Source organism: Streptococcus sp. HMSC074F05 (genome assembly GCF_001808725.1).
Classification (GTDB): domain Bacteria; phylum Bacillota; class Bacilli; order Lactobacillales; family Streptococcaceae; genus Streptococcus; species Streptococcus parasanguinis_I.
The window spans coordinates 507418-520329 of the sequence record NZ_KV794411.1 but is presented as its reverse complement, the minus strand read 5'-3'; the positions used below and the strand labels follow the sequence as shown (position 1 = coordinate 520329).

11 protein-coding genes are annotated in these 12912 nt (G+C 41.6%); all 11 read left to right on the top strand.

Annotation, left to right across the window (positions count from 1 at the left end; all coding sequences use genetic code 11):
- The coding region (locus HMPREF2685_RS06330; protein ID WP_261710332.1) for a hypothetical protein at positions 1-363 on the top strand (363 nt) is incomplete at its 5' end.
- Between the two features lie 108 nt (positions 364-471).
- A complete protein-coding gene (locus HMPREF2685_RS06325) occupies positions 472-921 on the top strand; it encodes a hypothetical protein (RefSeq protein WP_045759482.1) in 450 nt (149 codons plus the stop codon).
- 177 nt (positions 922-1098) lie between these two features.
- A complete protein-coding gene (locus HMPREF2685_RS06320) occupies positions 1099-2835 on the top strand; it encodes an ABC transporter ATP-binding protein (RefSeq protein WP_045759481.1) in 1737 nt (578 codons plus the stop codon).
- A 13-nt stretch (positions 2836-2848) separates the two neighbouring features.
- Complete coding sequence (locus HMPREF2685_RS06315; RefSeq protein ID WP_045759480.1) at positions 2849-4627, top strand: ABC transporter ATP-binding protein; 1779 nt, start codon at positions 2849-2851, stop codon at positions 4625-4627.
- 189 nt (positions 4628-4816) lie between these two features.
- Complete coding sequence (locus HMPREF2685_RS06310; RefSeq protein ID WP_052690139.1) at positions 4817-6811, top strand: right-handed parallel beta-helix repeat-containing protein; 1995 nt, start codon at positions 4817-4819, stop codon at positions 6809-6811.
- 133 nt (positions 6812-6944) lie between these two features.
- The gene (locus HMPREF2685_RS06305) at positions 6945-7451 is read left to right on the top strand and encodes a GNAT family N-acetyltransferase (protein ID WP_045759479.1); all 507 of its coding nucleotides are present in this window, start codon (positions 6945-6947) and stop codon (positions 7449-7451) included.
- Positions 7452-7556: 105 nt separating this feature from the next.
- Positions 7557-9131, top strand: a complete 1575-nt coding sequence (gene cls / locus HMPREF2685_RS06300) for a cardiolipin synthase (RefSeq protein ID WP_045759478.1) — start codon at positions 7557-7559, stop codon at positions 9129-9131.
- Between the two features lie 15 nt (positions 9132-9146).
- Positions 9147-9806, top strand: a complete 660-nt coding sequence (locus HMPREF2685_RS06295) for a DNA alkylation repair protein (protein ID WP_045759477.1) — start codon at positions 9147-9149, stop codon at positions 9804-9806.
- A gap of 283 nt (positions 9807-10089) precedes the next feature.
- Entirely contained in the window at positions 10090-11091 is a 1002-nt protein-coding gene (locus HMPREF2685_RS06290) for a DUF3137 domain-containing protein (protein WP_070465936.1), read from the top strand.
- Entirely contained in the window at positions 11088-11639 is a 552-nt protein-coding gene (locus tag HMPREF2685_RS06285) for a LemA family protein (RefSeq protein ID WP_045759475.1), read from the top strand. The genes HMPREF2685_RS06290 and HMPREF2685_RS06285 overlap by 4 nt, the downstream gene beginning before the upstream one ends.
- Before the next feature lie 144 nt (positions 11640-11783).
- Positions 11784-12860: an aspartate-semialdehyde dehydrogenase gene (locus tag HMPREF2685_RS06280; RefSeq protein ID WP_045759474.1), complete on the top strand. Its 1077-nt coding sequence runs from the start codon at positions 11784-11786 to the stop codon at positions 12858-12860.
- Positions 12861-12912 lie beyond the last annotated feature (52 nt).

The following is a 12912-nucleotide window of genomic DNA, read 5'->3' as shown; positions in this document are numbered from 1 at the left end:
ACTTATGTCTACAAACCATCAAAAACTGAAGTGAAGGAAATCCTTGAAGAACAAGGTGCTCCAAGTTCAAGTGTAGATGCATTGATCGACAATGTTAAATTGGAAGTTTCAGTGACCATTAAAGATAAAACAGGTAGCCTTAAAATTAAAGGTGAAATGATGGGACAAAAGACTGACCAATCATTTGATATGAAAGTTGACCAACAAAAGAAAACTCTTCAATCTAAAACAGGTGAAGGTGAGAAGGTTAAATACAAAGTTTCAGGCGATGTGTTCACTTTTGATTTATCTGGTGAAAAGAGTTCAGGTCATGAGGCCGCTTTGGAAATGTTCAAAAACGCTAAATTCAAACGTACAAAATAATACAAGAGAAGGGCAGAGGGGATCTGCTCTTTTTCTTCTTTAAAACATCTTGAATCGGTATGAAAATAGTGGTAAAATCTCATTATAAAATACATTAGGAGATTGATTATGAAAAATATTAAACGTATTCTTTTAGCTTTCGTTGCAGTTTTTGCAGCCGTCCTCTTGGTGGCATGTGGTGCCAAAAGTGATAACGGGACTTATGTCTACAAACCATCAAAAACTGAACTCAAGAAAATTCTTGAGGAGCAGGGCTTATCAGGTAGTCAATTAGAGTCTATTGGAGACGTTATTAATTTTGAAGTTTCTATTAAGATCAAAGATTCTAAAGGAACCCTCAGCATCGCGGGTGAAGTCGCTGGTCAAAAGAATGAGCGATCTTATGATGTCAAAATCAATCAAAAAGAGAAAACAATCTCGTCAAATGATGGTAGTGGAGAAAAGATTACATATAAGGTCGATGGTGACTATTTGACATTTGATCTTTCTAAGTTAAGTAATAGCAACCAAGGGGATCTTATGATTCTTAAAAATGCAAAACTCAAACGCACGAAATAATTCAAGTGAAGAGCGGGGAAACCTGCTCTTTTGCTTTACTTTTATGACTGGTTTGATATAATAAATAAGAATACAGATGGGACTGGGGCAGGAATGATTTTCTTTGAAAATGATTTCGTCTCGCTCCCTCTTTTCTGTGTGATCAAGGTTATTATTTATGAAAAAGGAGAATCATCTATGCTATATATTTGGTCTTACTTGAAAAAGTATCCCAAGTGGCTAGCCCTGAATCTATTTTCAGCGGTCCTGTTTGTTATTGTCAATTTGGGCTTGCCAACGATTCTAGCTCGCATGATTGATGAGGGGATTAACCCGCGTGATGTGGATCGGCTTTATTTCTGGGGCTGGGTCATGTTTGCGATTATTTTGCTTGGGATTTTGGGGCGGATTATCTTGTCTTACGCGGTTGGTCAACTAACGACCACTATGGTCCGTGATATGCGCAATGACCTCTATGCTAAGTTACAGGAGTACTCGCATCACGAGTATGAGCAAATTGGGGTATCGTCATTGGTCACTCGCTTGACTTCTGATGCCTTTGTTTTGATGCAGTTTGCGGATTCTATGTTGAAGATGGGGGTCATCACACCCTTGATGATGGTTTCCAGTGTTCTCTTGATTCTGACGACCAGTCCTTCTTTAGCGTGGATTGTAGCGGTTTCTGTACCATTTCTTGCTGTCGTCGTCTGGTATGTAGCAGTTAAGACACGTCCTCTTTCTGAGAAGCAACAAAAGACACTCGACCATCTCAACCAGTTTGCACGTGAAAATTTGACTGGACTTCGTGTGATTCGTGCCTTTGCCCGCGAAGAATTCCAAGAGGATAAATTTGCGGCTGAAAATGAAGTCTATGCGGAAAACTCGAATAAATTGTTCAAACTAACTGGTTTGACAGAACCCCTGTTTGTGCAGATCATCATTGCTATGATTGTGGCGATTGTCTGGTTTGCTTTGGATCCTCTTCATGACGGTAGTTTGAAAATTGGGGATCTGGTTGCCTTTATTGAGTATAGCTTCCACGCGCTCTTATCCTTCCTCTTTTTAGCCAATCTCTTTACTATGTATCCTCGGACTGCGGTTTCTAGTCGTCGGCTCAAGGAAATCATGGACATGCCCATTTCGATCGATCCAAATGAGAATGGTGTAACAGAAACAGCATCTCGTGGCTATTTGGAATTTGACAATGTCACCTTTGCTTATCCAGGTGAGACGGAGAGTCCGGTTCTCCACAACATTTCCTTTCAAGCCCAACCTGGCGAAACCATTGCCTTTATTGGCTCAACCGGTTCTGGAAAATCTTCACTTGTGCAGTTGATTCCTCGATTCTATGATGTCACCCTAGGGAAAATTTTGGTGGATGGTGTAGATGTCCGTGACTACAATCTGAAAGCCCTTCGCCAAAAGATTGGTTTTATTCCGCAAAAGGCCTTGCTCTTTACAGGAACCATTGCTGAGAACCTTCGTTATGGGAAAGAAGATGCCTCTGTACAAGAGCTAGAACAAGCGGCTGAAATTTCCCAAGCCAAGGAATTTATCGACAGTCGTGAGGAACGCTTTGATACCCATTTGGCAGAAGGTGGTAGCAACCTTTCAGGTGGTCAAAAACAACGCTTATCCATCGCTCGTGCCGTTGTCAAAGATCCAGATGTCTTTATTTTTGATGATTCCTTCTCTGCCTTAGACTACAAGACGGATGCCACTTTGCGGAAGCGTCTCAAAGAAGTCACAGGAGATGCGACCGTCTTGATCGTAGCGCAACGCGTGGGAACCATTATGGATGCGGATCAAATTATTGTCTTGGACCAAGGGGAGATCGTTGGTCGAGGAACCCACGATGAATTGATGGAAAGCAATGAGATCTATCGTGAAATTGCCAATTCGCAGCTCGATAGTCCATCATTAACAGAGGAATAGAAAGGAGAAGCAGATGAAACAAGAACAAAACAGTTTTTCTAGACTATGGACTTACTTGAGAGCCTATCGCTTGGAAGTTTGCTTGTCCATTTTCTTAAAAATCCTGAGTGTCGTCATGAGTGTTGTCGAACCCTTTGTTTTGGGACTTGCCATTACTGAGTTGACAAAAAATCTCATGGATATGGCAAAAGGCCTTGCGGGAGCTGGTCTTAACACCTCCTATATCGCGATCATTATGACGCTCTATCTATTCCGTGGGGTTCTCTATGAGTTGGGATCTTATTATTCCAACTATTTCATGACCAATGCTGTTCAAAAAACCGTTCAGGACATGCGAAATGATTTGTCTCATAAAATCAATCACATTCCGGTTTCTTATTTTGACCAGCATCAGTTTGGAGATTTGCTCGGACGTTTTACTAGCGATGTCGAAACCGTCTCTAATGCCTTGCAACAGTCCTTTTTACAAATCGTCAATGCTATCTTTACCTTGCTCTTTGTCATCAGCATGGTCTTGTACTTAAATATCCAATTAGGGATGGTGGTGATCTTGTCCATTCCGATCACTTATTTCAGTGCTCGATTTATCATGAAAAAATCTCAGCCTTACTTTAAAGAGCAGGCAGATGTTTTGGGAGCAATGAACGGCTTCGTTCAAGAAAATTTAACAGGTTTTAATGTCCTTAAGCTCTATGTCCGAGAAAAATCTTCCCAGGAAGAGTTTCATGATATTACCCATCATCTACAAAAGGTAGGATTCAAGGCCAACTTCATTTCCGGCTTAATGATGCCGATTTTAAATGGGATTTCAGATTTGACCTATCTGATGATCGCTTTGATGGGGGGCTTGCAAGTGGTAGCGGGTCGTTTGACAGTCGGGAATATGCAAGCCTTCGTTCAGTATGTCTGGCAGATCAATCAACCCATTCAAAACTTGACCCAATTAGCCGGCCAACTCCAAAGTGCCAAATCGTCACTAGATCGGATTTTCCAAGTCATGGATGAACCAGATGAAGTGGCAGATGTGACAGAAACACTCTCTGGAGATTTGACAGGGCAAGTTAGCTTTAAACATGTTGATTTTCAATATGTAGCGGATAAACCCTTGATTCGTGATTTTAACCTAGAAGTGAAACCAGGTGAAATGGTGGCTATTGTCGGACCTACCGGAGCAGGGAAAACAACCCTGATTAATCTGCTCATGCGCTTTTACGATGTGACTGCGGGATCGATTACGGTGGATGGTCATGATATTCGCCATCTGTCTCGCCAAGATTACCGTAAGCAATTTGGGATGGTACTTCAGGATGCCTGGTTGTACGAGGGAACCATCAAAGAAAATCTTCGCTTTGGTAACCTAGACGCAACGGATGAAGAAATTGTTGAAGCTGCAAAGGCAGCTAATGTTGATCACTTTATCAGAACGCTTCCTGGTGGTTATAATATGGAAATGAACCAGGAGTCTAGCAATATTTCTCTAGGGCAAAAGCAACTCCTAACGATTGCTCGTGCGCTCCTGGCTGATCCTAAAATCTTGATTTTGGATGAAGCGACGTCTTCTGTCGATACGCGTTTAGAGCTCTTGATTCAAAAAGCGATGAAGAATTTGATGAAAGGCCGGACTAGCTTTGTCATTGCTCACCGCCTGTCTACCATTCAAGAAGCAGATAAAATCCTTGTCCTCAAAGATGGCCAAATCATCGAGCAAGGAAATCACCAATCCTTGTTGGCAGACAAAGGATTCTACTATGAGCTCTACAATAGCCAATTTTCAAATAAAAAAGCCGAATAAGCTTGTGTCATCGAAAGAGGTTTGAGAAAGCATTCTCAGCCTCTTTTTCTTACTCACTTTTATTACTACATAAAAAGGTTAACATATCTGCAACAAATTGATACAGAATATTCACACAATTCACCTTGTTTGTCATGATAATTTTTATTAGGATAGAATTGTTGTAAAAAATAAAAGGAGAAATGTGTGATGAATCATTTAAACAAAGATATCGTTTTTGGTATTCGCAAGTCTAAGCTTGGAGTCTTTTCTGTCGTGATTGCGATCATGGGGGCTTGTTTTTTGACTGGACAATCTGTGGCAGCTGATCAAGCTGGAGAGCAGGCACAAGTCCAAACACAAGGGCAAGAAGCGACAACCTCTGATCCCGCAAGTTCTCAAGTAGATACCAGCAAATATGGAGCATCTATGCCTTACACCCGTTATGAGGCTGACAAAGGAGATCTCCTTGGAAATGCAGAGGTGGAGCAGTCTCAAGACAGTCACTCAACAGCTATTGAAGCTTCTGATCAGACTTATGTCGCTTTAAAAGAAAAGGGAGATGGTGTTTCCTTTAAGGTCAATGAACCAGCCAATGCTTTAACCGTACGCTACACGGTACCAGATGGTGCAAGTGGACAACTCGATGTACAGGTGAATGGTCATAGTGTTCAACAATTGAATCTTTCGTCCTCATCTAACTGGCAGTATTTGAATGACAAAGGTGTACACGATAGTGCACAGGCTGATACACGTGCCCGCTTCCAATTTGACGAAGTGCATAGCCTGCTTCCAGGCATTCAACTTCAAAAAGGAGATGTGGTTTCACTCGTAAAAAACAAAGCAGACGACGTCCATTACGGCCTTGACTTTGTGGAATTTGAGCAAGCTCCGGACCCGATTGCTCAGGGAGACAATGCCATCAATATCATTTCTAAAGGAGCTACGCCAAATGATGATACCGATGACAGCCAGGCCCTCTATGATGCGATTTATGAGGCAAAACAAACCGGTAAAAATGTCTATATCCCAGCTGGGCGATTTAATCTCAATCGAAAAGTCGGTATCGATGCTTCTGATATGAAGATTTCAGGGGCTGGTATCTGGCATACCCAACTGCATTTTACTAGTGACCAAGCTGGTGGCGGTGGATTTGACTTCCTTCACCAAGACAACCATGTTGAATTTAGCGATGTCTATCTATCCTCCAACCTCCGTTCACGCTATGGTGAAAATGCTCAGTACAAGGCCATTTCTGGAACGCCAGGGAAGAATTCTCATATTCACGATATTTGGGCCGAACATTTTGAAGTCGGCATGTGGATTGGCGATTATGCTGGAAAAAATGATATGAAGTACACAGATGGTCTAGTAGTAGAAAATGTCCGTTTGCGCAATAACCTGGCTGACGGAGTCAACTTTGCCCAAGGGACTAAGAATTCGATTGTCCGCAATTCTAGTATCCGTGGAAATGGAGATGACGGACTAGCCAGCTGGTCAAGTATTGCGGATGGAACAGAATCAGCAGTAGCAGAAAATAATAAATTCTTGCACAATACGATTGAACTCGGTTGGCGCGCTGGAGGTGTGGGAATCTTTGGTGGAAAAGGCCATGAAATTGCCTACAATCGGATTAAAGACAATATCGGGGATGCCGGAATTCGCTTGACAACTGTCTTTAAGGGCCATAACTTTGATTTGAATGAAGAAGGAATTCGGGTTCACCACAATCTCTTGGAGCGTACAGGGACGAAGAGCGATATCTACAACAAGCATCGTGGATCGATTGATGTTGAAACGCGCTATGGAGATATTAAAAATGTCACCATTGAGGACAATGTATTTGTAGCGCCATTTGATACAGGTGTGACCGATCACCTCAATCCAAATGGAGGTATCCTAAACCATGTCGAAGTCAGAAACAATCAAACCATGAGTCAACTCTCTCATTCAGCTCAAGCAGGACTATCTGCTCCTGCTTCAAAACCAGTTGTACAAGCCTTGAAGGTGAAAGAAAAACCCCTTCAAGCAGGCGCAGTTAAAGCTTCCCTTCAACCGTCTAAAAAACAAACCGGCCTGAATCTTAAACAGGCTAAGACAGTCACCAAAACAGTCAAACCTAACTATGTGCTAAAAGCAACAAATTCCAAGCAAAAGAGCTTTTTGAAGGCTCCGAGTGCTTTATTCCTTTACCGGATGTTGTGATTAAGTCAAACGGTTTAAGAAGGATGGAAATCCTGGATACAATTCCAGGATTTTTTGCTTGCTGCTAGTCCTTCATTGACAGTGAGAAGGCATATCGGTATACTAGGTATAATCTAATGAGGAGGCCACCATAATGATTCGACCCGTTCAGCTCAGCGATGCAGCAGCTATCCGAGCGATTTACCAACCTTATGTGACAGAGACAGCCATTACCTTTGAGGTTGATGTGCCGACTGTCCAGGAATTTGAAAGTCGCATCGTAAAAACGCTGACCCAATTTCCTTATTTGGTCGCAGAAGTGGATGGGAAAGTTGTGGGGTATGCCTATGCTTCGACCTATTATGCACGCGCTGCCTATGATTGGACCACTGAATTGTCTATTTATGTAGCAAAAGAAGCGCGTGGACAAGGGATTGGATCGGCCCTTTATACGGCCTTAGAAGAGGAGTTGCAATCACGAGGCTATTTACGCTTTCTGGCTTGTATCGCAGTTCCGAACGAAGCGAGCATTTCCATGCATGAAAAGCGAGGGTATGTCCAAGTGGCTCATTTCCCAAAGATTGGCTATAAGTTTAACAAATGGCATGATATCGTCTGGATGCAAAAGACGATCGAAGGGCCGGTGAGAAAAATCAAGTAAGAGCTGATAAGGAGTAGTAGCTAAATGAAATGAAAGCTCCATATCACTTGAAACAATCCATAAATTATTCAGCATAGAAGATGTTTTTATACGAAAGAGGTTTTTATGACTCAAGAACAAAGTGCTAGACTGTTACCTCAAAAGGCCTCAAGATGGGCTAAAATTCTACTTAACCGAAAGGTTCCCATTCTTCTGTTCTTCTTACTGGAATTGGCCTTTCTTGTCTTTTCATATCTCAGTCTACAAGAGCATTTCCCATCCATTATCTTATGGGAACACTTGTTGAGTGTCTTTACCTTCTTTTACTTGCTCAATCGTTCCATGGATTCTCGTTCCAAACTGTCCTGGGTGATTATCATTGCCCTCTTTCCAATTTTTGGGACGGCTCTGCTCTATTTTTCGTTAGCTGATTTGGGTGTAAGACGCTTGAAAAAACGACTTGAGGATGCTACAGTGCAGGCATCCGACTATCTAAGCACCGATCCAGGAGTTGCTGATTATTTATCCCAAAGTGATCGCCAATTACAGAAATTAGCTTATTTTTTGGAGCATAGTCCAGCACAGTTTCCTATCTACAGAGACACAGAGGTTACCTATTTTCCACTTGGAGATGACATGCTTCCAGCCTTGTTGGAGGATTTGAAAAGGGCGGAGCGTTATATCTTCATGGAATATTTCATTATTGACGAAGGGATCATGTGGGGTGAGATTTTAGCCATTTTAGAGGAGAAGGCCAAGGCAGGTCTGGATGTTCGTGTCATGTTTGATGGGATGAATGAGATGACTACCTTGTCCTACGATTATATCGAGCGATTGCACAAGGTTGGGATTAAAGCCCAGGCCTTCTCACCAGTCAAGCCTATTCTATCAACCTATTACAATTACCGAGACCATCGAAAGATTACAGTGATTGATGGTCAAGTTGCTTATACTGGTGGCGTTAATATCGCTGATGAGTATGTCAATAAACGAGAACACTTTGGTCATTGGAAGGACACGGCCCTTCGATTAGATGGTTCAGCAGTTCAAACGCTAAAAGCTCTCTTTTTGACCATGTGGACAGTGACTGGAATAGAAGATAAAGCGGATATGGAGCACTATCTACAAGAAAAACCTCAACAAAGAAAGAGCCAGGGCTTTGTACTCCCTTATGGCAATTCACCATTGACCTATCACAAAGTGGCTGAGGATGTTTATCTTCATTTACTGAATACATCGACCGATTATGTTCACATCATGACCCCTTATTTGATCTTGGATGACGAATTGGTTAGAGCCATGACTTTTGCGGCCAAACGAGGAGTAGATGTTCGGATCATTATGCCAGGGATTCCAGATAAACAGTATGCCTTTGATATTGCGACGACCTATTTTAAAGTGCTCTTGGATGCTGGCGTCCGTATTTTCCGTTATACCCCAGGCTTTGTCCATGCTAAGGTTTATGTTTCTGATAGCCAACAAGCGGTGGTAGGAACCATTAATACAGACTACCGAAGTCTCTATCAAAATTTTGAAGATGGGGTTTATCTCTACAAAAATCTGGAAGTGCTTAAGATTGAAGAAGATTTTGAGAAAACCCAGGCTCTCTCAGAGGAAGTTACTCTGGATAGCTTGTCTAAAATGCCTATAGCTCATCGTCTGGGTGGCTATCTCTTTTCTTTGATTGGACCTTTGATGTAAAAAAGGAGGAATCATATGGATACAAAAATTCTTTTGAAATTGTTAGAAGACCAAGCTGATCCAGCGAAAGTCCCAGCAATGGAAGCTTATATGAAAAATAAATTCAGCTTTCTTGGCGTTCAAAAACCAATTCTCAAAAAGATTGAAAGAGAGTTTTTTAAACCTTTCATAAAGGATCCAATTGATTGGACTTTTGTGGAAGAGTGTTGGCAGCAACCTTATCGTGAGTTTCAATATATTGCTATGGATTATCTGGATAAAAAGAAGAAGGAGCTTAGACCTGAAGATTTTCCAAAGCTAAAGGAATTGGCTCAAACCAAGTCCTGGTGGGATAGTATTGATCAGTTGGACCGCATCATCGGAGAGATTACTTTCACATATCCAGAAACCAAACAGGTTATGCTGGATTGGAGTAGGGATCAGGACTTTTGGTTGAGGCGGATTGCCATTGATCACCAGCTTATGAGGAAAGAAAAAACAGATACGGATTTGTTAGAAAAAGTGATCCTCAATAATCTAGGTCAAAGCGAGTTCTTTATAAATAAGGCAATTGGCTGGAGCTTACGCAACTATTCCAAGGTCAATCCGGATTGGGTAGGGGTCTTTATCGACCGCTATCGAGATCAGTTGTCACCATTAAGCATTCGGGAAGGAAGCAAGTACTTACCTTCTTGACAGTTTGTGGATGTTCATGGTAAACTAGATTCATGCGATGAGTCGATTGGCTCTTAGGAGCCTTTTGCGCTGAGGAGGTCTACATTCAATTGTAACGCAGGAGCGGACCTTGAACAGTTGTGTGAACCGGCTGTTCTCACCGAAAGGTGCCTCAAATCCTGGTCTTCGGATCAGGATTTTTTTGTACCTTCAAAATACCAAAACTATTATAATACAGTTGCTACAAAGTTATGTTGGTGTTATAATATAGTAAAGTGCCTAGGTCAGAAAGGAGTGGAGTTGATTGGGAGATTTCTATCATTCTAATGATTCAGCATCTACAGACTATTCGCAAAAAATTGAAGAGCTTGAAAACTCCAAACAATTTCAGGATGCCATCGGATTGATCCGAGAACAGATGAAGAACAATCTTCAGTGGAATGTTTTGCGATCTTTTGGTATTATTTGCGCCATACTGTCTCTCATTTTATTGCGTTTTGCAGCTATTCCTTTGATCCTTTTAGTTGTTGGTTTGTATTATTGGCCGCAATATAAAAAACGAAAAGCCTTGTTTGGGGATCGAATTCGTTCGAACGATGAGATCTATCTTGATGATATCCTGTCGCCTGTATTAAAGGAAGTTTTTCCTAAGGCTTCGATCAAAGAGGACGGTTCCATCCCTTCTGAAGCTCTCTCGCATTTATGTCCTCGATCGACTGATTTTCTATGTTTCAAAGAACTATCGTTTCATGATGACAAAGAGCTAACGGTGTCAAATCTCTATGCCCATCATACGGAGACTCGTTACCGGACGTCTAATGGACATACGAGGACGGAACATGTGGAAGTTACAGATTTTCTTGGACAAGTGTTCTCTTTATGTCTACCGATCAATTTCTCTGGTCATCTTCGGGTGGTTCCGACCAAGAAATCCTTTCTTTTTAAGAGGGAGGTGAATGGGGTTTATCCTGGAGCCAGAGGGGATGAAGTGCAGATTGAAACCGAGGATATTCGCAATAACGAAAATTACAATATCTACTGCACGGACGAACTGTCTGCCCGTAAATTTCTCACCCCTAAGATGTTGGAATGGTTTGATCGACAAATTTCTCAAAATGCCATGTGTGTATTTTTGAAAGACAAGAAACTATTTATTTCTTTGTATACCGATCGCTATATCTTTCCGACTCCCCAAAAACCGGAAGATATTGATCAACTATCTTTTGTATCTGAATATCATAAATTATGCAGAGAACTAGCTTTAATTAAAGAAATAACAGCAATTTTTGAAGGAGAAGCATCATGAATCTCATTATCGGCTTAATCATATTTGTTGCCCTATTGGCTATTTGGTTTATTAGTGTAGGAAATCGTCTCAATCGCTATCTAGTGACCATTGAAGAATCAAAGAGAACGGTTGATATCGTCCTCGTAAAACGCTATGATACCATTTCGGAAATGCTAAAAGTAGCCAAAGCCTATGCAAAGCACGAGCAACAGATTTTCACTGATTTAGTTTCTTTACGCCAAGGAGCGACTATTCAAGAATCCAATCAAGTCATTACCAATCAAAATGATGTCTTGGCACAAATTCGTGCAGTCGGTGAAAACTATCCAGAGCTCTTGTCTTCTAACCAATTCTTGGCCCTACAAAAGGAAATTGCTGACGAAAATGAAGATCTTGCTGCAGCGAAGCGAATTGTTAACAGTAATGTCAGCCACATCAATCAAGAAATTGTTTCCTTTCCAGCGTCTATCGTAGCAGGTGTAAAGGGGATCCATCAAGTTCCATTTCTTGCTGAAGAAACACAAGGTAAGAAAGATTTAAGTGACTTGAACTATGACCTGAATTAAAGAGCTTTTATGATAAATAACCATTAAAAATCCTGGTCTTAGAATCAGGATTTTTTCCTACTGTTGGTACTTTTCATTTATGCCAAAAAATTGTATAATAGTACAAATACTCAATTTTTAGAAAATTTTGAAAGAGGATTTACTATGGGATACACAGTTGCTGTTGTCGGTGCTACAGGTGCCGTTGGTGCTCAAATGATCAAAATGTTGGAAGAATCAACACTTCCAATCGACAAAATTCGCTACCTTGCGTCAGCACGTTCTGCAGGAAAAGTCTTGCAATTTAAAGGGCAAGACGTGACCATCGAAGAAACGACTGAAGATGCTTTCGAAGGGGTTGATATTGCCCTTTTCTCAGCTGGCGGTTCAACATCTGCTAAATATGCACCATACGCTGTGAAAGCAGGCGCAGTGGTGGTGGATAACACTTCTTATTTCCGTCAAAATCCGGATGTCCCATTGGTTGTTCCTGAAGTGAATGCACATGCGCTTGATGCTCATAACGGAATTATCTCTTGTCCAAACTGTTCAACGATCCAAATGATGGTCGCTCTTGAGCCAGTCCGTCAAAAATGGGGATTGGACCGTATCATCGTATCCACTTACCAAGCTGTATCAGGTGCTGGTATGGGAGCAATTCTTGAAACCCAACGTGAGTTGAAGGAAGTCTTAAACGACGGCGTTAATCCACGTGATGTCAAAGCTGAAATTTTGCCTTCAGGTGGAGATAAGAAACACTATCCAATCGCCTTCAACGCTCTTCCTCAAATTGATGTCTTCACAGATAATGACTACACATATGAAGAAATGAAGATGACAAACGAGACTAAGAAAATTATGGAAGACGATAGCATTGCCGTGTCAGCAACATGTGTGCGTATTCCAGTCTTGTCAGCTCACTCTGAGTCAGTCTACATTGAAACTAAAGAAGTGGCACCAATTGACGAAGTGAAAGCTGCGATTGCTGCCTTCCCAGGTGCTGTCCTTGAAGACGACGTTGCTCACCAAATCTATCCTCAAGCAGTTAATGCTGTCGGTTCACGTGATACTTTCGTTGGACGTATCCGTAAAGACTTGGATGCTGAAAAAGGGATCCACATGTGGGTGGTTTCAGACAACCTTCTAAAAGGTGCCGCTTGGAACTCCGTTCAAATCGCAGAAACCCTTCATGAACGTGGACTCGTACGACCAACAGCTGAATTGAAGTTTGAATTGAAATAGGGAGAAAAACAGAAATCAGTAACTCGAAGAGTTTGATTTCTTCATCAGCTAC

Bases quoted from the DNA above. Each gene is read 5' to 3' on its own strand.
- HMPREF2685_RS06295 (WP_045759477.1), top strand. From the start codon at position 9,147: ATGGATACAAAAATTCTTTTGAAATTGTTAGAAGACCAAGCTGATCCA.
- HMPREF2685_RS06310 (WP_052690139.1), top strand. From the start codon at position 4,817: ATGAATCATTTAAACAAAGATATCGTTTTTGGTATTCGCAAGTCTAAG.
- HMPREF2685_RS06280 (WP_045759474.1), top strand. From the start codon at position 11,784: ATGGGATACACAGTTGCTGTTGTCGGTGCTACAGGTGCCGTTGGTGCT.
- HMPREF2685_RS06305 (WP_045759479.1), top strand. From the start codon at position 6,945: ATGATTCGACCCGTTCAGCTCAGCGATGCAGCAGCTATCCGAGCGATT.
- HMPREF2685_RS06325 (WP_045759482.1), top strand. From the start codon at position 472: ATGAAAAATATTAAACGTATTCTTTTAGCTTTCGTTGCAGTTTTTGCA.
- HMPREF2685_RS06315 (WP_045759480.1), top strand. From the start codon at position 2,849: ATGAAACAAGAACAAAACAGTTTTTCTAGACTATGGACTTACTTGAGA.
- HMPREF2685_RS06320 (WP_045759481.1), top strand. From the start codon at position 1,099: ATGCTATATATTTGGTCTTACTTGAAAAAGTATCCCAAGTGGCTAGCC.
- cls (WP_045759478.1), top strand. From the start codon at position 7,557: ATGACTCAAGAACAAAGTGCTAGACTGTTACCTCAAAAGGCCTCAAGA.
- HMPREF2685_RS06285 (WP_045759475.1), top strand. From the start codon at position 11,088: ATGAATCTCATTATCGGCTTAATCATATTTGTTGCCCTATTGGCTATT.